The following is a 21,229-nucleotide window of genomic DNA, read 5'->3' as shown; positions in this document are numbered from 1 at the left end:
CATGCCGCCTTCCATCACCACCGCGATCTCGATGGACCTGTTGCGCGGTGCTCTCGAACTCGAGCCGACGGCGCACGGCCTGCTCCCCCACCGATTGCCCGGCTGGGCTCGGGCGCAATGCGCGGACCCGCAGCTGGCGATGGTCGAATCCCAGCCCGCCGGATGTCGGCTGGTGTTTCGGACCCGATCCACGGTGATCGAATTGGACACGCTGCGCACCAGACCCGCCTATCGGGGTGTACCGACGAGACCCGACGGGGTCTACGACCTGCTGATCGACGGCCGGCTCGCGGCGCAGGCCACCTCCACGGGCGGCAACGTGCTGTTGAAGGACGCCGCAAGCGGCGCCGAGGAACTGCTGCCCGGTGAAGCCGGCACGATTCGTTTCGCCGATCTTCCCGATCACCAGAAGTCCGTCGAGATCTGGCTGCCGCACAACGAAACCATCGAACTGATCGCCCTTCGAAGCGATCACCCGCTGGACGCCGCCCCGAGTACCCGGCGTACCTGGCTTCACCACGGCAGCTCAATCAGTCACGGCTCCAACGCAGTTCACCCCACCGGTACCTGGCCCGCGCTGGCCGCAGCGGCCGCCGACGTGGAATTGATCAACCTCGGCATGGGTGGCGCGGCCCTGCTGGATCCTTTCACCGCACGCACGATGCGCGACATTCCGGCCGATCTGATCAGCATCAAGATCGGCATCAACGTCGTGAACGCCGATCTGATGCGCCTGCGCGCCTTCGGACCCGCCGTCCACGGCTTCCTCGACACCCTCCGTGACGGCCACCCGACAACTCCGATCGTCGTCGTCTCCGCACTCTACTGCCCCATCCACGAAGACACTCCCGGGCCGTTGGCACCCGATTTCAGCAGTGGCACAATGATATTTGTCGCCACCGGAGATCCCGCAGAGACCCGGGCGGGCAAGCTCACACTGAGCGTCATCCGTCGCGAACTCGCGGCCATCGTCGAACGACGGTCCGCGGTCGACCCGCACCTTCGCTACCTCGATGGATTGCGGCTGTATGGGCCCGACGACTTCGCTGAGCTCCCCCTCGCCGACAACGTGCATCCCGGCCCACAGGTGCACGACCGTGTCGGCGAGCGATTCGCCGGCACCATCCGCGAGATCTTCACCGGCGATTGAATCCGTTCAAGAATCCGCGGGTGACCCGAGGTTTCGAACACGCGTGCGACTCCTCATGTTTTCGTGGGTAGTTTTGGGCGTAATCCGCCGAGGCAGAGGTAGATCATTGCGGTCAGTGCTCGGGCGGAGTGGTGGCCGTAGCCGCGGGCGTTGATGAGGCGAATCTTGGCGTTGATGCCCTCAATGAGGGCGTTGGATATTCCGAGTTCGACGGCGGCGATGATGGCGTCGAAGTGTTCTTGGAGGCGTTTGCCGAGTTCGACGAATGAGGGGATGCGGCTGCGTTTGGCCGCGGTGATCCAGGCCTTGAGGAGTGCGCGAGCGGCGCCGGGTTCGTGATCGAGTCGGTAGAGGTCGCGTAGTTGTTCTTTGAGGGTCCATGCTCGTCCGACGCGTCGGCTGGCGCGCGCGATCTGGTTGACCAGTGCCCGTTTGGTGTCGTTGAGTTTGTTCTCACCGGTACGCAGGGCCCATCGGGTTTGACGCCATTGTGCTGAGGTCATGACGACTTTGTTCGGGCCGCTGGCGGCGTCGGCGAAGACGCGGTCCAGGGCTCGGTTGACCCACAGCATGATGTGGAACGGGTCAAAGCAGATGGTCGCCGTCGGTGCGTGTTCTCGGGCGGCAGCTTGGTAGGCCTTGCTGACATCCATGCTGACCGCTTCGATGGTTTCTAGGTCCGAATCTGGTTGGGATTCAAAGAATGCTGCGAATGAGTCTTCGCTGCGTCCGGGCTGGACATTGATGACGGTTCCTGTGTCGTGATCGCCGATGATGGTCAGATAGTGGTGCGGGTGGCGGTAGCAGATCTCGTCGACACCGATGCGGTAGAGGGTGTCGAGTCGGCGTTGATCAAGCAGCTCATCGACTCCGCGGGTGATGATCGAGGTGACCGATTCCCAGCTGCACCGCATCAGGGTCGAGACCGTCGTGCGGTCGGTGCGCTGAGCAAGCCACAACACCATGTCTTCGAAGTCTCGGCTGAACCTGGCTCCCGGTCGGGCCCAGGGCACGTCTTCGGTGATGACCCCGCAATCCGGGCAGTGCAACCGGCGGATGCGGTAAATCAGCCATAGTCGTTTGGTGCCCAGGTCGAGGTGGCGCCATCGCCGCCGGCGACGGTCATAGACGGCCCTCACGCGTTTGCTGCAGGGGCAGGTCAGCAGCCGCGTTTTGGGCCGTACGGTGATCTCTACATCGTGGTCCCCGATCGACACGTCGACCACCGATGCGCCGGGGATCTGAAGAAGACGGTTAAATGCAGTACTGACGCGCACGCGGATGGATCCTCTGGTTGAGGTTGGTGTGGTAACCCCGAAACCTAGAGGCACACCGCGTGCGCGTCCTTCATCTCTACGCTGACACGCCGAGAGCGCTTGTGCTGCAGTATGAACCGGCCCTGAACAGCAGAAAAGCGCCCACTAGAACACTAGGAGCGCCACACGCGTGCGACGGGCATCTCCCCAGTCATGAGTGATGACAGCACCCAAGCCCCCAACGAAAACGCCGAGAAGGACACATCGCAGTGGGTCACCGGTGATGAGCCGATGACCGGCCCGCAACGCAGCTATCTGCATACCCTCGCCCAGGAGGCGGGGGTGGAGGTGCCCGAGGACGTGACGAAAGCGCAAGCCTCCGACCTCATCGAGGAGCTGCAACAAAAGACCGGGCGCGGCTGACCCGGCCGGTTCATCGGGTCAACTCAGCCACGCACGTACCTCGTTGACCGCAAGATAAGCGGCGCGGCCGATCGCGGCGTCGACCATGGGCAGGTAGACATCCGACCGTGCGGCGCGAGTGAAGACCGACACGGCGACCGGCACCTCACCGGGCACTTCCACGACGGCGGCCTCGTTGCGGATCGGCCCGATGGTCCCGGTCTTGCCGGCAACGGCGACATCGGCGAACGGAAAACCCGAACGAACTCTGTGTGGCCAAATTTGCTGTGCGAGGATGGTTCTCATCTGCAGGCAGACCTCTGGTGACGCGACTGTGTCGGTCCATATGCCACTGAGCACCACGTTCATGTCCGCGGCGCTCGTCGCGGTCGTATAGGCCGGGTCGAAGGCTGCGCTGTCGTGGATGATGTCGTTGCTCGACAAGATCCCGACCGCCTCGGACAGCGTCAGTGCGCCGGAGTCGTGGATGATCTGACGTTGCAATGCCGCGGTGCCGCCGACGACGCGCGTACAGGTGAGTTCGAGATCGGTGATCACCGCCCCGATCGCCTCGATGCCGAGTGCGCCGAGGATGACGTCGGCCGCGGCGTTGTCCGACAGCGTGATCATCATCCTGGCGAGATCCAGCCACGACATGGTGACCGGATCACTGAACAGACTCAATCCGGTGGGCCCGGGCGTGCACTCCCCCGGCACCACCCGGACCGCATCGTGGGGCAGCACCAACCCGGAGTCAAAGGCTCGCCCCAGCGCGACCAGGACGATCAGCTTGTACACCGACGCGGCGACGACCGGATCCGCGCCGCCGATATCGATGAGCGGGCCTTCGCGTCCGATCGGCCGTGCTTCCAGCCACCCCTGACACCCGGCGTCGACGAAGACGTCGTTGATCTGTCGCACAATGTCGTTCATGATCCGACCCGGAGCAGTTCCCGGTCGAGAGCGTACGTCAGATCCCCGAGATCGCGGCCTGGGGCGGTCACGATCCGCACGCGAAGGGCCACGTCGTCCACGAGCATTCGCCGGTGGCTGGTGCCGGCGTGGACGGTGGCGGTCGCCGTGGCCAAGCCGTAGCACTGGCCCGAGGCAACTGCCGCGCTCACCTCTCGGTGGGTCGACGCCGACTGCGGGGCCATGTCGAGCCCGTGCCGACGAAACACGTCCATCAGCAAATCGTGAGCGGGCGGGTTGTCCTCCCGCGGCGCGGTCGCCAACGCCAGGCCGCGCAACATCTGGGCGCGGGGGTGCTCGGCTGCCGCGGCACGATGACCGGCGGGCACCACCACATTTCGGTGCAGCGTGATGACGGGGCCGGCATCCAGTTCCGCGATCACCGCGGGATGGGCGACCACCGCGATGTCGAGGAGGCCATGCCGCAGATCGGTCAACAGAGCCGCGGTGCTTCGCGTCACCGTCGTCAACGGCGCCTCGGCGGACGCCGACGCGCCGTGCAGTGCATGGGTGCAGCGCGCGAGAACTTCGTCGTCGAGTTGGGGTATCGCACCCCAGCGCACGCCCTGCAGGCCACCGAACAACTGCGCGGCATCGGCCAGGAGGCGAGTGGAGTCATCGACGATCAATCGCGCGCGCGGTAGAAGCGCCGCCCCGGCCTCGGTCAACGTCGCGCCCGCCGGGCTCCGGTCGATCAACTGCAGCCCCAGATGCCGTTCCAGGCGCCGCAGCCCCTGCGAGATCGGAGGCTGGGTGAGGCCGAGGCTGGCAGCGGCGTTGCCGAAGTGTCGGTGTTCGGCGACCGCCACGAAATACCGCAGATGTCGAATCAGATCCACCGCTCAATTCAACACGACGCCCAGCGCGGGACACGGTGGCTCGAGACCCGAGATGACCGCCGAAAAATCCCGGCCTGACCTGCGCTGATTCCAGACGGCTATCGCCGCCGGCGAGCTGCGGACTTGGCGGCGGCCCGAATCACCGTGCTTCGGTACCGACCATGACTGCATATCTGACCCGACGTCAGGCCCTCTACGGCCTGGCCGCCATGGCTGCCCTCGCTGGGTGTCGAAACGCCGCGGCGACTCCGGTTCCCGACGACACCGTCACACTCGACCTCGCCGCCGTCGAAGACCGATACCGGGCCCGAATCGGCATGTTCGCAGTGGACCTGAATTCCGCTGCGCGGCTGCAGCATCGACCCGATGACCGGTTCGCCATGTGCTCGACGTTCAAGACCTACGCCGCGGCCCGGGTACTGCAACTGACTGCGCACGGCCAGCTGAGACTGGACACCCCCGTACTGGTCCAGGCATCCGACATCGTGGAGAACTCGCCGGTCACGAGCGCGAACGTCGGCGGCTCGATGACCGTGGAGCAGATATGCGCAGCGGCACTGGAAAAATCGGACAACACCGCCGGCAACCTGCTCCTGCAACGGATAGGCGGTCCCCCGGCCATCACCACGTTCGCCCGCAGCGTCGGCGACGACCAGAGCAGGCTGGATCGCTGGGAAACCGAACTCAACACCGCACTGCCCGGCGACCCACGCGACACCACGACCCCACGCGCCCTGGCGTCGGGCTATCGCGAAGTGCTGGTCGGCGACGCGCTCACGCACGAGCTACGCGAGCGCCTACTGTCATGGATGACAGCCAACGCCACCTCGCAGAAGCGGTTTCGAGCCGGATTGCCTGCGGGATGGACGAGCGCGGACAAGACCGGGGCGGGAGATTTCGGCTCCACCAACGACGCCGGACTCCTCATCGGGCCCGCCGGTCAACGGATTGTCATGGTGGTTCTCACCCGCTCCCGCGACGATGTGTACGACACCCCACCTCTCAACGAGGCGATCGCCGACACGGTACGGCTCACCGTCGATCGGTTCGCCGACACGTGACGCCACGTCCAGCCTTGGCTCAGGACGCCACCTCGGCGGCGAGCCTGGACAACGTGTCATCCAGTTGGTCCTCGGTGACAAGCGGGAACTTCACCTTCTCGAGCAGCTTCTTGTCAGTGACCTTCGTCCAGTCGTAGGTGTGGCGGACCAACGTCTCCCCCGGGCCCTGCGCCTCCAGCTCCCACAGCCATTCCCAGCCGGGCGGCTCGGTGCCCGCGGGCGCCGTCTTCCAGGCCAGCAGCTTGTCCTTCGCATACCCGGTGACGTGGTTGTCGGTCTTGTATTCCCCGCCCATGTGGTCACCCTGCATGTTCATCGTGAACACCTGACCGACCTTCTGGATCCGGTCGGCGTGGTGCACGCTGCGGACAAACCCAGAGCCGTCCAGCACCGGGTGGCGTTGGGGGTTGGACAGGATGTCGAACACCGCGTCTGCAGGCGCTGTGATGGTTCGTTCGACCGTGACCTTACTGTCGTTGCTCATCCCCTCAATCTGCCCAAAGTCGTGTCGCGGGAAACGTCGGGTCGCCGGGCGGCAAGCCGTCGCGTGGCTGGATCTCCACCCACAAGGCGGCTTGCGTAGACACGTTGGCGGCGTTCAGCCGTTGCGAACCGAACCCGGTGGCATGTCGACGCCGATCTCATCGCAGATCGGCGGAATGATGATCAGCGAGCCTCGTGGACTGCAGAACGGCGTCCCGGGCGGCAGGGGCTGCGGCGGCGATGCGGGCGGAACAACAGGCGGAGGCGTCGCCGGACGTGGCGCGCCCGACCACGGATAGATGATGTTTGTGGTCACGTCGACGATGCCGTCGGAATTCCAGTACCAGTCGTGGCAGACGTTCCAATCCCAGGACAACACCTGGCCGCCAGGGATGGCTGGATCGCCGGGGCACCAGTGGGTGCATGTCATGCCGGATGGGCAGTTTCCGCCCTGATAGCTGGGCCCCTGCGCGGCCGAGGTGGCACCGCCCATGGCCGAGCCCGCCACGGCGACGCCGGCGGCAACCCCGATCGTGGCTGTGAATCGCAAGAACTTCAAAGCCGTTTCCTTTCGTCGAGCACGGCCACGTTGGCATTGCTGTCCGATCAGTACATTCCGTCCGACCGGCTACCGATCCCAACTACTTCACTCCGGCCTTGACTATGACCATTCGCTCGAAAGCCTCGGCCCGAACCCGATGGAACACCGCGCCGCAGATCTCGCAGGACGAAGGATCCCTAGGCGACCTGGTTGACGCTCGTCGCCGAATCACCAATGGCGACATCGCTTTCGCCCATCATCGTGCTCAGCAGAGCATGCTGCTGACGGTCCCCGCGACGGGCGGCGCGGTCCATCCCGCCGGGCAGCGTCAGGTCGACCGCACTGCGCACCACGTTGACCGGTAATTTGAGCAGCGGATACCACGGCGGCACGAAGGCAGGCAGGCCCAGCATCCGCATGGCGCGGGGTCCGAGGAAGGCGCTCGTCACCGAGAGGTGCTGCGCCCGCGCCAGCTGCCGCCGCAGCGCGGGCAGGCTGTCGAAATGCCAGGCCAGCGGATCGTCGGCCATCGGTGCGGCCAGTTGCCGCGTGGACTCGTCGGGCGCCGAGAGCGCGGTCAAGGTGTGATAGAGCACCCGGATGCCGTCCCGGAAACTGTGCGGCAGCCACTCATCCTCGACACCGATGAGCCAGCCGACATAGCGTGTCAGGTGAGCGACGGCATCCAGATCCTCAGGCGCGGTGAGGATTCCCATACCGAGGCTGGCCGCCGGCGGAGCAATGAGCGCACCGATCAAGGTGGCCGCCATATCGGTCTGATTGACCGGCACACCCCACTCGTCAGTGCGCCAGTCCGGCATCGCACCGACATGCCTGCGCACGAAGGCGTGAATGAGCCGTACCCGGATCGTGGACCGATAACCCACCCCGAGCGGCCCGAGACCGTCTTCGGCGATGACGTCCATCGCCCACTGCATCGTCTCGGCGAAGCGCTTGTTGGACCCCTTCTCAAGGGCTCCGGTGCGCAGCAGGGTCTTGTTGAAGCCGGAAAACTGATAGCCGCCCAGCAGCGACACGTCGCGGGCGATGTACATGCCGTCGGCGCCGCCACGCCGCATCGCCCGCTGACCGCGTCTGAGCAGCTCGGGGTCGACCCACGGCGGCATCGTCTCCACCGTTGAGAAGAAGTCCCTGAGCTCTTGCGGCGCGTCCGGCAGACTCGCGATGCCGCCGGCCAGGGCCCGGTCGAACAGCGGACGGGTCTGTGACAGGCCGGTGGCCATCATCCAGTCCAGCAGCCGATCCATGGGCTCGTCACCGACGGTGAGCCGTTCCCCGAGCCGACGCCATTGGCCCGGGTTCGGCCTGCCGATGCCCAGGCCGACGGCCAACAGCTTGATCATTCCCGGCACCGGACGGGGTCCGGCGGGGTGCCTGGTCGGAACATCCACGGTCATCGACGCTCCCCTTTGAGCTGATTTAGACAACGCTTGTAGTCAGGAAAGGGTACGCGGCACTCGACAGGTGTCAACAAGCCATACCGTGCGGACCTCCCGGGTTCGAATGTGCGCCGGTCGGGGGCGGTTGTACTGTCCTGGCCATGCGCAAGCCCCGCAATCCCGATGGCGACGCCCCGCTGTGGAAGCGCGCGGCCTTCGAGTTGAAGTGCTTCATCAAGCGCCGGATCGCCCCGAAAGGCATCCCCGTGACACCGCCGCGCGAGCCGTACCTCGTCGTGCCCATCCTCGGGCAGTCCAATGCGTTCGGGATGGGCCTACCCTTGGATCGGGAGGGTGCCGACAAACCGCACCCGAATGTGCACCAGTGGGCCAACAGCGGTCCCTCGAAGAACACTGTCATCCTCGGCGCCGATCCGTTGATGCACGAGACACCCTCGCGGCGGGTCGGTTTCGGTGTGACGTTCGCCAAGGCGCTGACCGAGGCCACCGGCCGCGCGGTTCTGCTGGTGCCGTGCGCCCGCGGCGACACCTCGTTTCATCCGAAGAACGGCTACACCTGGGACATCGACGACACCAAGACCCGGCGCAATCTCTACCGTGAGGCGGTCCGCTCGATCGACGCAGCATTGGCGCAGAATCCGGGTAGCACTGTCGCCGTCGTGCTGTGGCATCAAGGTGAATCCGATGTTCCGCTGACCCCTGCGCCGGTGTATCAGCGAAAGCTGGATGCGCTGTTCGACGATCTCCGAGTCCGCTACGGAGCCGAGACTCCGATCATCCTCGGCGGGATGGTGCCCGAGGAGATGGAACTCAGCGGCAAGGATTACACCCCGATCAACGCCGTGCACAAGGACACCCCGAACCGGCTGTCGCGGACCGCCTTTGTCCCCGGTAACCGGGATGCTTTCAACAGCCTGGTCGACCGGCACTACAACGCCGAGGGCATCCGCGCCCTGGGGCGCGATATGTGGTCGGCCTACCAGAGACTCGACGCTGCCGCCCTGCGGGAGTACCGCCGCTGACCTGAACCGTCCGCGCCGTACCCGGGGACGATCTCGGTGCGGGCCTTCGCCCACTCCCGATCGTGCGACAGCGCGACCCTGGCGCAGAGCCGGATAGGTGAGACATACTGGTTGTCAGGCTCGGCCCCCGATCGGTGTAGGCCACCATCCCTATCTGCCTCCCCGCCACTTTCCCTGACGGGACGGGACCTGTCGTGCCTTCACTCATCTCACCGGAACGGAGCGAAAACTCATGTCTGTCACCATCATCAGGATTGGCGCCGAGCGACCGATCATCGAGAACACCCTGGATCGCAACCGATCGGCGCTGATCGACGCCGTGCGCGGGCTCTCTGAGTCCGACGCCCGGCGCCGGCTCGTCGCCTCGCTGACCACGCCCATCTCGTTGATCAAGCATGCCGCCGCCGCGGAACGCATATGGTTTCAACGCTTTTGGGCGAACCTCGATGCATCGGAGTGTGACGGGTACTCCGAGCGCGACGAGGGTACCTTCGCCGTCGACGCCGGTGAGTCGCTGTCCGACGTGATCGCCGAGTTCGAGCGTGCCAGTCAGCTGTCACGCACCATTGCGGCAGGCTTCGACCTCGACGACACCAAGGTCAACCCCGTCGAGGGGGAACTCAGCATGCGATGGACCCTGCTGGCCATGATCGAGGAGTTCGCCAGGCATGCCGGTCACGCCGATATCCTGCGCGAGCAGATCGAGGCGGGCCCGGTTATCCCGTTGCCCGGATGACGTGGTCGGTGATGCGAGCGTAGGTCTGGCGAGTGGACTCGACATCGTCGCTCATGATGTTGTACCCGTGATCTACGCCAGGCACCTCGTGATACTCGGCCAAAGCAGCGACATCCGCGAGAGCATCAGCGTAGCGGCGGGCCTCATCGCGCAGGCGGTCGTACTCGGCGGTGATGATCAACGCCGGCGCAATGCCGGCGAGCCCCCTGGCATTGTCGCCCCAGGCGGGAGAGGCGAGTCGGTCACTGCGCTGCTTCCTGTCGGGGACATAGGCGGTGTCGAAGATCGCCCCCATCCACGGTTTCATGATCGCCCGGCTCCCCACCGATGACAGCTTGTCACCGGTCGGAGTCACCAGGTCGAGCGGCGCGTAGTGCAGGACCTGCAGCGCGATATCCGGGCCCTTGTTCTCATGTGCGAGCCGCGACGCTGCGGCGGCGAGGCTCCCTCCCGCGCTCTGGCCGCCGATACACACCCGGGTGCCGTCCCAGTCCCGGCCCGGACCGGCGACCCAGCACACGATGTCATAAATCTGTTGTGGCGCAGCGGGAAAGCGGTGACCGGGCGCCAGCACATAGCTGGTGTTGACCACGAACACATCCGCATTGGCCGCCAGGTAGCGGCACCAGGGATCGTCCTGTTCGGGATGCCCGACCACAAACCCGCCGCCGTGGATGTTGACGTAGACGGGAGTGTTGGCCGTGGGAGTCGGCGGGCGGTACACGGTGGCCGCCGCAGCACCGTACCGCGTCGGGATGCTGATCTGCGACGTGCTGCCGACGATCTCGGGAAACCGCACGGCGGCCTTGGGTGCCGGGTTGACCACGGCGGCGAACACTCTCGCCAGCGTGTCAGCGATCATCTGCTGGGACAGGATGGACATCGCCGCTTCCCTTCAGGCGCCGGAGGCAAGCGGATCGAGTTGGTCGCTGGTGATGTCATCCGCCGCTGTCGAGATGCTGAGCGCCTCCCACTTCTCATCGGTGGCCAGTAGCTCACGTCCCGCTGCGGTGGCATAGCGGTAGGCGTCGGGCCCGACCAGCAGCCGGGTCGGCGGCGTCGCCATCTCCACGATATCCAACAGCAGCGCAGCGACCTTGACCGGATCGCTGGCGCCGAGGTTGGCGGATTGGCTGAGCCGTGCGGCGGCACCCACGGTGGCGGCATACTCGTCGCGGACCGGGGCGATGGTCATCGACGAGCCCGCCCAATCGGTGCGCATACCGCCAGGTTCAAGCACGGTCACCTTGATACCCAGTGGCTCCACTTCCTGGGCCAGCACACCGGAGTAACCGGTGACCGCCCACTTGGCGGATTGATAGGCCGCCAGCCCCGGTCGGGCCATCCGTCCACCGACGGAGGAGATCTGGATGATGTGACCGGAGCGCTGGGCGCGCATGACCGGCAGCGCCGCCCGCGTGAGACGCACGACGCCGAGGAAGTTGGTGTCGATCTGGGCGCGGAAGTCGTCGAAGTCGATGTCCTCGGCGGCGGCCATGTTCGCGTAACCGGCATTGTTGACCAACACATCGAGGCGGCCGAATCTGTCGACTGCTGTGGCGACGGCGGCATGCACTTGTTCGTCGTCGGTGACGTCGAGTTCCACAACGGCGAGGTGGTCGGGCTTCCGGTCGGCCAGGCCGGTCAAAGCCGATGCCGAACGCACACCGGCGACCACGCGGTGTCCGGCTTCGAACGCGGCTTCGGTGATGGCACGACCGAGTCCCCGCGAGGCGCCGGAGACGAGAAAGACATGAGACATGGGAATTCACCTTTCGCTAGTACGGCGATCAGACTCATCTACACCTGTATACCTGATATGTATACGAACGTAGACATAGCGGGATTGATTCCCGCACCATGTGGCGAGGCCGACTATCGCGCCGGTGCGCCGATGATCGCCTCAAAGACCGGTTCGAGGGCGCCGGCGATGCTCACGGGGTCGGCTTCGCTCAGCGCGCGGGTTCCGATGACCGAGCGCATCAGCAGTACTCCGCTGATCACCGACAGCATCAGCTCAGTGCGCAACTCGCGATCGGGGCGGTCGATCTGGCGCGCCAGTCGTTGTCCGACATGGCGTTCGATCGCTTCTCGCACGATGCGCACGGCGACCGGATCGGACACCGAGAGCAACATGATGAGGAAGGATTTCGGCGGGTCGCCCGCCGGCCCGGTGCGTGACACCAGTGCGGCGGCAGCGTCACGGGCGACCGCGTCCGACTCTTCGACGACGAACACCGGCGGGGCGAACGCGGCCTCGACAGCCTCGGCGAACAGTTGCTCCTTGGAACCGAAGTACCGGTTCACCAGCATGGCGGTGACACCCGCGTCTTTAGCGATCTGGCGGACGCCCGCGCCGTCGTAACCGGCGCCGGCGAAGTGTTCGATCGCCGATTGCAGGATCGCTGCACGGGTCGCGGCCGCGTTTCGTGGACGGGGCTGGGCTGAAGGCATACATAAGTCTACGCCCGTAGATCCAGTGCCGGTCCTACCGCAGCGGCGAACTCGCGATCGGATCCAGCCGGACCGTGTGCGTCGAGGTAATCAGTGCAATGTCAAAGTTCGCATGATCGTCGACGAAATCGACGCTGTTGCTGTAACTCTCGGCAAGGTGCAGTGGATCATCGCCGGGCCGGTAGCCGATCAGCACGACCACAGTTTGGCAGCTAGCACTACCCGCTGAGGTCACGCCAGCGTCATTGTCCGCACCTTGGTCACCCGGACATGCTGTGTGGTGTGAGCCTCCCCATCGAAGACAGGAGCAGAACATGAGCAACGCAGTCCGCGAAGACCTGGTGCTCTCGCACGCAGCGATCACCGCCGACGTGGAAGCGCCATTCGATCGTGTCGATATCGCCCAATGGTTGAAAACCCTTCCCACACATGAGTATCAGCGTTGCGCGCCCGGCGATCACAAGGCTGCGGGATACACGGTCGACGACGACGGCACACCCATGTCGATCAACATCGAGATGATCGGCACCGGGCTGGTCGTCCAGCAGTACCGGTTCGAGGTCGCCGAAGCCCACTACTGCAAGATGGTGTCGCTGTCGGACATTCTCACCCCCGCCGGGTGGACGACGACACAGGTCATCTGGGAGCTTCGCATGGAACAGCTCGACGGTGACCACTGCCGCTACACCAACACCGTCACCTCCCATCCCACCGACGCGTTCCTGACGTTCATCGCCGAGAACGGCCAGACCTTCAGCGAGGCGGCCGAGGCCCGCCAGGAAGCGTCCGGACGGCACTGCCGGGTCGAGACCCCGCTGTACGCACAGAGCATCGCCCGCTGGGCAGCCGCGCGATGAGTGGGGCGATACTGTTCGATCACCCCGGTGAACCGGACGTGCTGCAGTGGCGGGCTGTCGAGAGGTTGTCGCCCCGGCCCCACGAGGTGGTGATCAAAGTGGCTGCGGCAGGGATCAACAACGCCGACCTGTTGCAGCGGCGAGGGCACTACCCGGTGCCGTCCTGGGCTCCGCGCCCGCTGGGGCTGGAGTGCTCCGGAACGATCACCGCCGTCGGGGCAGATGTCGCGGCGTGGTCACCCGGGGATGAGGTGTGCGCGCTGCTCGACGGCGGCGGCTACGCCGACGAAGTCGCCGTGCCCGCCGCCCAGGTGATGCCGATCCCCCACGGTGTCGACGTGATCGAAGCGGCCGCGATCCCCGAGGTGGCCGCCACCGTCTATTCCAACCTCGCCATGATTGCCGGACTCGCCAAAGGTCAGACCGTGCTGATCCACGGCGCGGGTGGCGGTATCGGCACCTTCGCGATCCAGTGGGCCACCGCGATCGGCGCCCATGTCATCACCACCGCCGGCAGTGACGCCAAGGTGCAGGCGGGCCTGCGTCTCGGGGCTCAGACCGCGATCAACTATCGCGAACGCGATTTCGTCGCCGCCACGCTGGAAGCCACCGGCGGGCGCGGTGTCGACAGCATCCTGGACGTGGTCGGTGCGGAGTACCTGGCACGCAACCTGGAATGCCTGGCACCCGACGGACATCTGGTGATCATCGGCGGCACGACCGGGTCCACACCGCTGGACGTCGGCTACCTGATGTCCAAACGCGCCACCGTGTCCGCGACCATGCTGCGCGCGCGCCCGCTGCACCAGAAAGCCGACATCATCAGCGGCGTGACCCGCGACGTCCTTCCACTGTTCGTATCTGGCGCAGTCCGCGTCGTCGTCGACACCGTCATCCCGCTACCCGAGGCCGCTCGCGCGCACCAGCTGCTGGAATCCAAGCGCACCGTCGGCAAGGTGATCCTGGACAACCGGCCGCAGTGATGCCGATCAGAAAAGATCGGGTGCCACCGGCGGCGCATCGTCGAGAAACGCGGTCACCATCGGCACCACCACGTCAGCTTGTCCAGCGACACCTATGTGCGATGTGGCGGGCAATACCGCCAGGCGCGCCTGCGGAACACTCTGCAATAAGCCTGTTTTGGCCGCCTCGTCGTCCGCTCCCCCGCGCAGCCTGAACAAGGCCAGCGCATGCTCCAGGATCACCGAGTCCGCGTCACCGACGATGACCATCGTCTTGGCAGCGATGGCGCGCATCTGCCTCTCGCTGATCTGCTGATCGTTGATGTTCAGTGCCTTCATTTTTTCCAGGTAGGCATCGAAGGCAACTGGCTCGGGGGTGTGTGCGGTGAACGCGGTGTGCACAGGCGTGCCGGCGAAGTCGGCGACACTCATAGTCGCGATGGCTTCGGCCACCGACGGATGCCAGCCGTCGCGGTGAAACGTCGCCGACATGGCCACCAACTTGCTCACGAGGCCCGGATTTCGGATCGCGAGTTGCAAGGCAGCGCCGCCGCCCTGGGAGTAGCCCATCACATCCGCCCGCGCCACCTCCAGCGCACGCAACAATTCGGCGGCATCGTCCCCGAACTGCTCATAGGACATGGCTCGGGCGGTGTCCGGGGTACGGCCGTGCCCCTGCTGATCGAACACGATGACGGCGCGGGTTTTCGCAAAGGCCTCCACCCAGTCCGGCATCGAGTCGGTGGCCATGAACGCGCCAGGAATGAGCAGCAACGGAATCCCCGGGGCAGCGAGGTCGCCGTGCACCTCGTAGTACAGATCCAGACCGTTGATCGGTAGGTGACCGCTTCGCGAAGGCTTGTTTCCCATAGTGGTTGGACCGCCTGGCAACCCGGATCTCATCGCCGCCGGACCGAGTGCGCAAGGACACGCGCCGCGCGCACCGGAGAGGCGAGCGTCAGCCCTGAGTCCATGCCCTGCAGGACCCGGAGAAACGCCTCGGTGAGCCCCGCGTCGTCAGAGGCCGCGGCCATATAGGCCGTCGTGTAGGCGTTGAACGCCCGCTGCGGCCACATCGTCCATCCCGTTGTCGGTGTGACGGCAAAATCGTTGAGCCGGTTGGCGTGCCATATCGGGGCAATCTGGCGGGCGGCCTTGCGAAAGTAGGCTCCGCTCAGATCCGGAGCACCGTTGTCGGCGAGGGCCTTTCGCAGTGCGCGGGCCTGCAACGCCGCAGAGGTCATACCCTGCCCGTAGACCGGGTTGAAACTGCACACCGCGTCACCCACGACCAGAAATCCGACGGGAAACGATGTCAGCTTGTCGTAGCGCCGCCACACGCTGGCCGGGTACCGACGGTGGTGAAGTTCGCCGATTGGTTCCGCCGCGCCGAGCACCGAGCAGATATGCGGTGGCAGGAGTCGAGCTGCACCCTCGAGGACGGAAGGCAGATCGGCGGGCAACCGCTGTCCTCCGATACCGATCAGCGTGAGAATCACGGTGCCGTTCTCGTTCGCGAGCAGTCCGGCGCCGGTGGGACGTTGCAGGGTCGGGCTGATGACGGCGGCCTTCTCGTGCAGCATTCCGCCCGGGACGCGAAAAAGCTGGCTGGCATAGCTGAGTTGCACGCGGTAGGTCTGTTCGACCGGCCGACCGTAACCGTGAGCTTCCAGGAATGCCGGTGTCCGGGCCGATCGGCCCGATGCGTCGATGACGACATCGGCCGGCACCTCGAACGCATGCACTGTGCAGCGGCTACCGACCTTGACACCCGTCACCGTGCGCCCGCGCACCGTCGGTTCGATCACGTCATGACCGTCCAGGATCGTCACGTTCGACAGCGAGCGAACCCGCTCACGGACAACGGATTCCAGCAGCGGTCTACTTGCCAGGATGACCCTGATGGCTTCGGGATCAGACACGGTCCCGTGCCTGCACAAAACGCGCCCGTTGATGTCGAGGTAAGCCTGCGACAGGTCGCGGGCATCGAGAACCGGCGCGCCCTTTGACCGCAGCTCCGCGCTGACGCCCGGCAAGAGATCCTCGAGCGCTCTGAGACCAGAGCTGAGCAGCATGTGAAGGTGCAGACCCTGTGGCACCCCAGGCCGTTGTGCGACCTTGTCGGGAAGTGCGTCGCGCTCGATCACCGTCACCGCGTCGCACGCTTCGGCCATGACCAGAGCAGCCAACAGGCCGCTCATGCTTGCCCCGCACACACCGCTGACTGCGTCGACATAGCGTTCCTCCCCCGCACCGAAACTACTACGACACGTATCGGTGCTTAACCCGCATTGAAAGCGGGTAACACATCGGGGTCGTTCCCGCAGAGCGGTGTTCGCACTGTTCGGCAGCCGCACTAGCAGAATCGAGTCACATATGACCGTCGTTGACATTGTCCGTCGTCTACCCGTCGCGGCCGCCGTGGCGGGCGCAGTACTCGCGGGCGGGCTCACCGCCTGCAGTTCCGAAAGCGGAACCTCGACCGAGACCTCGACAACCACCGAGTCGACCATGACGACCACACCGTCCACCGGTGCGGCCACCACCACGATGACGCCCTCCTCGCCCGCTCCCGCGCCCGCTCCGGGCGCTGAAGCCGGACCGGGTGGAGCCACCGCGAGCGTTCCCGGTGCCGGTGCCGAAGCGGGACCGGGCGGCGCCTCCGCAGGCGTTCCCGGTGCCGGCGCGGAAGCGGGCCCCGGCGGAGCGTCGGTCGGCGTTCCGGGAGCCGGCGCGGAAGCGGGCCCCGGCGGTGCCGGCGCGTGTGTGGGGTCGGTCTGCGTCGGGACGCCTTAGCAGGGACACCTCAGAAGGGGCGGGATCCTCGGATTCCGCCCCTTCAGGGTGTGCAGTAGATCAGTCCAGATCGAAGCGGTCGTTGTTCATGACCTTGACCCAGGCCGCGACGAAGTCCTCGACGAACCTGCCCTTGTTGTCATCCTGGGCATACACCTCGGCCAGCGCACGCAGCACCGAATTCGAGCCGAACACCAGGTCATTGGCCGTGGCCGTCCACTTCACCTCGCCGGTACCGCGGTCATAACCGGTGTAGACGTTCTCGGCCGACTCCGATCCCTTCCACACCGTACCCATGTCGAGCAGGTTGACGAAGAAATCGTTGGTCAACGCACCCGGCCGGTCGGTGAACACGCCGTGCTTGGTCCCGCCGTGGTTCGCCCCGATCGCCCGCAGACCACCGACCAGCACCGTCATCTCCGGTGCGGTCAGGTCCAGGAAGTAGGCCTTGTCGACCAGAAGCTGCTCCAGCGCGGTCTTCTCCCCCGGCCGCACGAAGTTGCGGAACCCGTCGGCCTGCGTCTCCAGCACCGCGAAGGACTCCACATCGGTGTCCTGCTGGGTGGCGTCGGTACGGCCCGGCACGAAGTGCACCGCAACGTCGAAACCGCCGTCTTTGGCGGCCTTCTCGACGGCGGCCGACCCGGCGAGCACGATCAGGTCGGCCAACGAGATCTTCTTACCGCCCGCTGCGGAAGCGTTGAAGTCCTGCTGAATCCGCTCCAGCACGGGGAGCACCTTGTCCAGTTCCGAGGGCTCGTTGGCCTCCCAGTGGCGCTGCGGCTCCAAGCGCAGTCGAGCACCGTTGGCGCCACCGCGTTTGTCGGTGCCCCGGAAGCTCGAGGCCGACGCCCAGGCGGTCTTCACCAACTGCTGCACCGACAGTCCCGACTCCAACACCTTGGTCTTCAGCGTGGCGATATCGGAGTCGTCCACCAGCGGGTGATCCACTGCGGGCACGGGGTCCTGCCACAACTGCGGCTCGGGGACCCACGGCCCCAGGTAGCGGCTCACCGGTCCCATATCGCGGTGCAGCAGCTTGTACCAGGCCTTGGCGAACGCCGCGTTCATCTCCTCGGGATGATCCAGCCACCGCCGGGTGATCTGCCCGTAGATCGGGTCGACACGCATCGACACGTCCGTGACCAGCATGGTGGGTTTCCGCGGTGGGCCGCCGAAGGGATCCGGGATGGTGGCCGGGGCATCCTTGGCCTCGAATTGCCAGGCACCGCCCGGGCTCTTGGTCAGCTCCCATTCGTTGCCGTACAGGATCTCCAGATACCCGTTGCTCCACTGGGTCGGTGTGCCGGTCCACACCACCTCCAAACCACTGGTGATGGTGTCCCCGGCGTTCCCGGTCCCGAACGGGCATTTCCAGCCCAACCCCTGCTGCTCGATCGGCGCGCCTTCGGGCTCGGGGCCGACCTCGTCGGCGCTGGCGCCGTGCGTCTTGCCCAGAGTGTGCCCACCGACGATGAGCGCCGCGGTTTCCTCATCGTTCATGGCCATCCGGCCAAAGGTCTCGCGAATATCGTGCGCGGCCGCGAGTGGATCCGGCTTCCCTTCGGGCCCTTCGGGATTGACGTAGATCAGGCCCATCGTGGTAGCGCCGAACGGTTCGGCCAGCCGGCGGTCGCTGTCGTTGGTGCCGCCGTAGCGCTTGTCGGTGCCCAGCCAGGTGTCTTCCTGGCCGAAGAGCACTTCCTCTGGTTCCCAGATGTCCTCGCGCCCGAAAGCGAAACCGAAGGTCTCGAAACCGGCAGACTCGAGCGCCACATTGCCTGCGTAGACGATCAGGTCCGCCCAGGACAGCTTGTTGCCGTACTTCTGCTTGATGGGCCACAACAGCCGACGGGCCTTGTCCAGGTTGGCATTGTCCGGCCAGCTATTGAGCGGCGCGAAGCGTTGAGCGCCCTGCCCACCGCCGCCACGACCGTCATGGATGCGATAGGTACCCGCCGCATGCCAGCTCATCCGGATGAACAGGCCGGCGTAGCTGCCGTAGTCGGCGGGCCACCAGTCCTGCGACGACGTCATCAAGGCGAGCATGTCGGCGCGCAGCGCCTCGGTGTCGAGTTTCTTGAATTCCTCGCTGTACTTGAAGTCCTCGCCCAACGGATTACCCTTGGCCGGCTGCCGATGCAGGACCGACACATCGACCTGTTCGGGCCACCAGTCCTTGTTGGTCAACGGCGCATGCGCCTTGGGCGTGGGCGAGTCGATCGCGGGGTTCTCCGACTCACTGTTGCTGTGGGTCCCGGTGCCGGAATGGGGAGGCCGGGCATCGGAGGTCTCGGTCATCTTCTCGCCTTTCGTCGGTGTGGTGCGGGCTGCACAACGGTTCGATCAGGTGGTTCGGGTGTTCACACAATCGGGGCACAGACCCCAGTAGATGACCTCGGCCTCGTCGATATCGAAACCCAGGTCATCGGAGGCGGTCAGGCACGGCGTTTCGCCGACCGCACAGTCGATGTCGGCGATGGTGCCGCACGATCGGCACACCACGTGATGATGGTTGTCTCCGACCCGCGATTCGTAACGGGCGGTAGCGCCGGCCGGCTGGATGCGCCGGGCGAGCCCGACGGCGGTCAATGCATTGAGGACGTCGTACACGGTCTGGCGCGAAATGTCGGGAAGCTCCCGGCGCGCGGCATTGAAGATCGTCTCGGTATCGGCGTGCGGATTGTTCTCCACAACGTCCATCACGATCAGGCGCGGCCGGGTGACGCGCAGTCCGGCCGCCCGCAGCATCGTCCTGCTTTCCGGAGCGTGAGCCATCATCTCGAGTGTGGCCCGCCTTCTGGAAGGTATCAAGTTTTTCGCGAAAATCGTTGCGCGCAATCCTCGGTCAGGACAAGTGACGACATTTGATAGCCGATAAGCGACCCCGCGGGGCGTCGTTTCGCCGGCCTGCAGAGCGCGGCGGTAGCAGGGTCGCCGTATACCGTGACGGATGTGCACTTCTGGCATGGCGGACGGCTCGACGATCGGCAGGACGCACTGGTTCGAACCTGGCTGCCGGGCCTTCGGCTCCGGGCCGATATGAGTTGGGGGCCCGCGGGCACGGCGGTGCTGGACGTCGACTCCGCAGTCGGGCGGGTGGTCATCAAGGCCGGGGGCGCGTCCAACCACCACATCGACCGCGAGATCGAGGCGTTCCGCGGTTTCACCGCCCCACTGACCCGTAACGGCACCGCGTCCCGCTTGCTGCACCACGACCGCGACGCGAAACTTCTGGTCATCGCCTACCTGGACGGTTCGCTCGTGCAAGGGTCGGCGGCCGAGTTCTCCCCCGACACCTACGTCCAGGCCGGGCGGCTGGCGCGGACGCTGCACGGACAAGCGCAGCGTGTGGATGCCACCTGGGATCGCGAGGCGGTCTCCAAATCCCTTGCATGGCTGGACAAGCCGCACCACATACCGCCAGAGGTGGCGACCCGGCTACGTAGCGTTCTCGGTGCCCACACGGCAGGACCTGTGGTCGTGGTGCCGACACACGGCGACTGGCAACCTCGCAACTGGCTCGTCGCGGGCGGCACGGTGAAGGTGATCGATTTCGGGCGATTCGCGTGGCGTCCCGCGATCAGCGACTTCTGCCGGCTGGCCGCCCAGCAGTGGCGCGGGGACCCGCGGCTGGAGACGGCGTTCTTCGCCGGTTACGGCGACGACCCGCGGACGCCCGACCGGTGGCGGATGGTCGCGCTGCATGAAGCGATCGGCACCGCGGTGTGGGCCTGCCAGGTCGGCGACGAGCCGTTCGAGCGTCAAGGGCACCGGATGATCACCGAGGCCCTGACGTTGTTTTGAGGGCCTCGCGCGGGCGCGACTCAGCGCAGCGCGCTCAGATTCTGCACCGAGTTCCGTACATCGGCGGTGATGACCCTGGCGACCAGCGCTCCCACCGGTCCGCTGAGCAGACCGCCGGCAAGATCGGCAACCAGGTGAAAGGTCGACCCCGGCCGGTATTCGGCCACCGTCATGGTCAGCGCAATCCGCACGCCGCCCAAGCCGCGACCCTGCAGTTGGATCCTGCGCGGTTCGTCGTAATCGGTGACACACCAATGGATTGTGTTTCGGAAGCCTTTGACCTTGATCAGCGAGGACACCTTGGTGCCCTGTTCGATGACCGCGGGCGGTGGGCTGCGCCATCCGGCGAAGATGGTCAACCATTCATCGAACCGCTGCAAATCGGACGCCAGTTTCCAGGCCTGGTCCGGTGTCAGCTCCGATGACACCGACACGTTGACTTTCGCCATGTTCCCCCTCAGCACAGTGGT

At 65.7% G+C, this 21,229-nt stretch carries 24 protein-coding genes; 9 read left to right on the top strand and 15 right to left on the bottom strand.

The features are described 5' to 3' along the window. The first annotated feature begins 1 nt into the window (after position 1). On the top strand, positions 2-1,150 hold the full coding sequence (locus A7U43_RS16035) for an SGNH/GDSL hydrolase family protein (protein ID WP_067997155.1): 1,149 nt from the start codon (positions 2-4) through the stop codon (positions 1,148-1,150). 53 nt (positions 1,151-1,203) lie between these two features. Here A7U43_RS16035 and A7U43_RS16030 read toward each other — a convergent pair whose 3' ends face one another. Further along, positions 1,204-2,427, bottom strand: a complete 1,224-nt coding sequence (locus A7U43_RS16030) for an ISL3 family transposase (RefSeq protein WP_197499853.1) — start codon at positions 2,425-2,427, stop codon at positions 1,204-1,206. 192 nt (positions 2,428-2,619) lie between these two features. Between A7U43_RS16030 and A7U43_RS16025 the strand changes: the two genes are divergently transcribed. Further along, the gene (locus A7U43_RS16025; protein ID WP_067997153.1) at positions 2,620-2,829 is read left to right on the top strand and encodes a DUF3072 domain-containing protein; all 210 of its coding nucleotides are present in this window, start codon (positions 2,620-2,622) and stop codon (positions 2,827-2,829) included. Positions 2,830-2,847: 18 nt separating this feature from the next. On the opposite strand, the gene A7U43_RS16020 is transcribed toward A7U43_RS16025, so the two are convergent. Further along, complete coding sequence (locus A7U43_RS16020) at positions 2,848-3,741, bottom strand: serine hydrolase (protein ID WP_067997150.1); 894 nt, start codon at positions 3,739-3,741, stop codon at positions 2,848-2,850. Then, a complete protein-coding gene (locus A7U43_RS16015) occupies positions 3,738-4,619 on the bottom strand; it encodes a LysR family transcriptional regulator (protein WP_067997147.1) in 882 nt (293 codons plus the stop codon). The genes A7U43_RS16020 and A7U43_RS16015 overlap by 4 nt, the downstream gene beginning before the upstream one ends. A 161-nt stretch (positions 4,620-4,780) precedes the next feature. On the opposite strand from A7U43_RS16015, the gene bla reads away from it, so the two are divergent. Beyond that, a complete protein-coding gene (gene bla / locus A7U43_RS16010; protein WP_067997145.1) occupies positions 4,781-5,680 on the top strand; it encodes a class A beta-lactamase in 900 nt (299 codons plus the stop codon). 19 nt (positions 5,681-5,699) lie between these two features. Here bla and A7U43_RS16005 read toward each other — a convergent pair whose 3' ends face one another. From A7U43_RS16005 to A7U43_RS15995, 3 genes are all read right to left on the bottom strand, one after another. Next, positions 5,700-6,164, bottom strand: coding sequence for an SRPBCC family protein (locus A7U43_RS16005; RefSeq protein WP_067997142.1), 465 nt, complete (start codon positions 6,162-6,164; stop codon positions 5,700-5,702). 114 nt (positions 6,165-6,278) lie between these two features. Then, entirely contained in the window at positions 6,279-6,722 is a 444-nt protein-coding gene (locus tag A7U43_RS16000; RefSeq protein ID WP_067997139.1) for a hypothetical protein, read from the bottom strand. Between the two features lie 179 nt (positions 6,723-6,901). Continuing rightward, positions 6,902-8,122: an oxygenase MpaB family protein gene (locus A7U43_RS15995; RefSeq protein WP_067997136.1), complete on the bottom strand. Its 1,221-nt coding sequence runs from the start codon at positions 8,120-8,122 to the stop codon at positions 6,902-6,904. A gap of 143 nt (positions 8,123-8,265) precedes the next feature. Between A7U43_RS15995 and A7U43_RS15990 the strand changes: the two genes are divergently transcribed. Together A7U43_RS15990 and A7U43_RS15985 are read left to right on the top strand one after the other, a co-directional pair. Further along, positions 8,266-9,147 carry a sialate O-acetylesterase gene (locus A7U43_RS15990; RefSeq protein WP_082902159.1) on the top strand — a complete coding sequence of 294 codons (882 nt, stop codon included), beginning with the start codon at positions 8,266-8,268 and terminating at the stop codon, positions 9,145-9,147. Positions 9,148-9,379: 232 nt separating this feature from the next. Beyond that, on the top strand, positions 9,380-9,883 hold the full coding sequence (locus tag A7U43_RS15985; RefSeq protein WP_067997134.1) for a DinB family protein: 504 nt from the start codon (positions 9,380-9,382) through the stop codon (positions 9,881-9,883). Here the strand turns inward: A7U43_RS15985 and A7U43_RS15980 are convergent. The 4 genes from A7U43_RS15980 to A7U43_RS29735 all read right to left on the bottom strand — a co-directional run bounded on the left by A7U43_RS15980 (position 9,864) and on the right by A7U43_RS29735 (position 12,539). Beyond that, positions 9,864-10,682, bottom strand: a complete 819-nt coding sequence (locus A7U43_RS15980; RefSeq protein WP_068002856.1) for an alpha/beta hydrolase fold domain-containing protein — start codon at positions 10,680-10,682, stop codon at positions 9,864-9,866. The two genes, A7U43_RS15985 and A7U43_RS15980, sit on opposite strands and share 20 nt — an antisense overlap. Before the next feature lie 96 nt (positions 10,683-10,778). Continuing rightward, on the bottom strand, positions 10,779-11,645 hold the full coding sequence (locus A7U43_RS15975) for an SDR family NAD(P)-dependent oxidoreductase (RefSeq protein WP_067997131.1): 867 nt from the start codon (positions 11,643-11,645) through the stop codon (positions 10,779-10,781). 113 nt (positions 11,646-11,758) lie between these two features. Then, the gene (locus A7U43_RS15970) at positions 11,759-12,337 is read right to left on the bottom strand and encodes a TetR/AcrR family transcriptional regulator (protein WP_067997128.1); all 579 of its coding nucleotides are present in this window, start codon (positions 12,335-12,337) and stop codon (positions 11,759-11,761) included. Positions 12,338-12,371: 34 nt separating this feature from the next. Continuing rightward, positions 12,372-12,539: a hypothetical protein gene (locus tag A7U43_RS29735; protein WP_156525936.1), complete on the bottom strand. Its 168-nt coding sequence runs from the start codon at positions 12,537-12,539 to the stop codon at positions 12,372-12,374. Between the two features lie 112 nt (positions 12,540-12,651). Here A7U43_RS29735 and A7U43_RS15965 point away from each other — a divergent pair, with 112 nt between their 5' ends. After that, positions 12,652-13,194: a hypothetical protein gene (locus tag A7U43_RS15965; RefSeq protein ID WP_067997126.1), complete on the top strand. Its 543-nt coding sequence runs from the start codon at positions 12,652-12,654 to the stop codon at positions 13,192-13,194. Further along, positions 13,191-14,177 (top strand): NAD(P)H-quinone oxidoreductase, encoded by a 987-nt coding sequence (locus A7U43_RS15960; protein ID WP_067997123.1) that lies wholly within the window; start codon positions 13,191-13,193, stop codon positions 14,175-14,177. The genes A7U43_RS15965 and A7U43_RS15960 overlap by 4 nt, the downstream gene beginning before the upstream one ends. A gap of 6 nt (positions 14,178-14,183) precedes the next feature. Here the strand turns inward: A7U43_RS15960 and A7U43_RS15955 are convergent, their stop codons facing one another. Together A7U43_RS15955 and A7U43_RS15950 are read right to left on the bottom strand one after the other, a co-directional pair. Beyond that, a complete protein-coding gene (locus tag A7U43_RS15955) occupies positions 14,184-14,906 on the bottom strand; it encodes an alpha/beta fold hydrolase (RefSeq protein WP_231963331.1) in 723 nt (240 codons plus the stop codon). A 149-nt stretch (positions 14,907-15,055) separates the two neighbouring features. Next, positions 15,056-16,357, bottom strand: coding sequence for an FAD-dependent oxidoreductase (locus A7U43_RS15950; protein WP_067997118.1), 1,302 nt, complete (start codon positions 16,355-16,357; stop codon positions 15,056-15,058). Positions 16,358-16,532: 175 nt separating this feature from the next. On the opposite strand from A7U43_RS15950, the gene A7U43_RS29730 reads away from it, so the two are divergent. Further along, on the top strand, positions 16,533-16,952 hold the full coding sequence (locus tag A7U43_RS29730; RefSeq protein ID WP_156525935.1) for a hypothetical protein: 420 nt from the start codon (positions 16,533-16,535) through the stop codon (positions 16,950-16,952). Between the two features lie 60 nt (positions 16,953-17,012). On the opposite strand, the gene katG is transcribed toward A7U43_RS29730, so the two are convergent. Both katG and A7U43_RS15940 read right to left on the bottom strand, forming a co-directional pair. Then, complete coding sequence (katG, locus tag A7U43_RS15945; protein WP_067997115.1) at positions 17,013-19,253, bottom strand: catalase/peroxidase HPI; 2,241 nt, start codon at positions 19,251-19,253, stop codon at positions 17,013-17,015. A gap of 45 nt (positions 19,254-19,298) precedes the next feature. Further along, complete coding sequence (locus A7U43_RS15940; protein ID WP_068002854.1) at positions 19,299-19,730, bottom strand: Fur family transcriptional regulator; 432 nt, start codon at positions 19,728-19,730, stop codon at positions 19,299-19,301. Between the two features lie 177 nt (positions 19,731-19,907). Between A7U43_RS15940 and A7U43_RS15935 the strand changes: the two genes are divergently transcribed. After that, entirely contained in the window at positions 19,908-20,759 is an 852-nt protein-coding gene (locus A7U43_RS15935; RefSeq protein WP_068002850.1) for a phosphotransferase, read from the top strand. A 20-nt stretch (positions 20,760-20,779) separates the two neighbouring features. Here the strand turns inward: A7U43_RS15935 and A7U43_RS15930 are convergent, their stop codons facing one another. Next, the gene (locus A7U43_RS15930) at positions 20,780-21,208 is read right to left on the bottom strand and encodes a type II toxin-antitoxin system Rv0910 family toxin (protein ID WP_067997113.1); all 429 of its coding nucleotides are present in this window, start codon (positions 21,206-21,208) and stop codon (positions 20,780-20,782) included. Between the last annotated feature and the right edge of the window lie 21 nt (positions 21,209-21,229).

Origin of the sequence: Mycobacterium adipatum, assembly GCF_001644575.1 — a bacterium.
GTDB lineage: Bacteria > Actinomycetota > Actinomycetes > Mycobacteriales > Mycobacteriaceae > Mycobacterium > Mycobacterium adipatum.
This window is presented reverse-complemented; position numbering and strand designations above follow the sequence as displayed.

Excerpts from the sequence above, each read along its gene's own strand:
- A7U43_RS15990 (WP_082902159.1), top strand. The coding sequence starts at position 8,266 with ATGCGCAAGCCCCGCAATCCCGATGGCGACGCCCCGCTGTGGAAGCGC.
- A7U43_RS16005 (WP_067997142.1), bottom strand. The coding sequence starts at position 6,164 with ATGAGCAACGACAGTAAGGTCACGGTCGAACGAACCATCACAGCGCCT.
- A7U43_RS15985 (WP_067997134.1), top strand. The coding sequence starts at position 9,380 with ATGTCTGTCACCATCATCAGGATTGGCGCCGAGCGACCGATCATCGAG.
- A7U43_RS15965 (WP_067997126.1), top strand. The coding sequence starts at position 12,652 with ATGAGCAACGCAGTCCGCGAAGACCTGGTGCTCTCGCACGCAGCGATC.
- A7U43_RS15975 (WP_067997131.1), bottom strand. The coding sequence starts at position 11,645 with ATGTCTCATGTCTTTCTCGTCTCCGGCGCCTCGCGGGGACTCGGTCGT.
- A7U43_RS16035 (WP_067997155.1), top strand. The coding sequence starts at position 2 with ATGCCGCCTTCCATCACCACCGCGATCTCGATGGACCTGTTGCGCGGT.
- A7U43_RS16025 (WP_067997153.1), top strand. The coding sequence starts at position 2,620 with ATGAGTGATGACAGCACCCAAGCCCCCAACGAAAACGCCGAGAAGGAC.
- katG (WP_067997115.1), bottom strand. The coding sequence starts at position 19,253 with ATGACCGAGACCTCCGATGCCCGGCCTCCCCATTCCGGCACCGGGACC.
- bla (WP_067997145.1), top strand. The coding sequence starts at position 4,781 with ATGACTGCATATCTGACCCGACGTCAGGCCCTCTACGGCCTGGCCGCC.
- A7U43_RS15995 (WP_067997136.1), bottom strand. The coding sequence starts at position 8,122 with ATGACCGTGGATGTTCCGACCAGGCACCCCGCCGGACCCCGTCCGGTG.
- A7U43_RS15940 (WP_068002854.1), bottom strand. The coding sequence starts at position 19,730 with ATGGCTCACGCTCCGGAAAGCAGGACGATGCTGCGGGCGGCCGGACTG.
- A7U43_RS29730 (WP_156525935.1), top strand. The coding sequence starts at position 16,533 with ATGACCGTCGTTGACATTGTCCGTCGTCTACCCGTCGCGGCCGCCGTG.
- A7U43_RS16020 (WP_067997150.1), bottom strand. The coding sequence starts at position 3,741 with ATGAACGACATTGTGCGACAGATCAACGACGTCTTCGTCGACGCCGGG.
- A7U43_RS15930 (WP_067997113.1), bottom strand. The coding sequence starts at position 21,208 with ATGGCGAAAGTCAACGTGTCGGTGTCATCGGAGCTGACACCGGACCAG.
- A7U43_RS15955 (WP_231963331.1), bottom strand. The coding sequence starts at position 14,906 with ATGGCCACCGACTCGATGCCGGACTGGGTGGAGGCCTTTGCGAAAACC.
- A7U43_RS15960 (WP_067997123.1), top strand. The coding sequence starts at position 13,191 with ATGAGTGGGGCGATACTGTTCGATCACCCCGGTGAACCGGACGTGCTG.
- A7U43_RS15970 (WP_067997128.1), bottom strand. The coding sequence starts at position 12,337 with ATGCCTTCAGCCCAGCCCCGTCCACGAAACGCGGCCGCGACCCGTGCA.
- A7U43_RS15950 (WP_067997118.1), bottom strand. The coding sequence starts at position 16,357 with ATGAGCGGCCTGTTGGCTGCTCTGGTCATGGCCGAAGCGTGCGACGCG.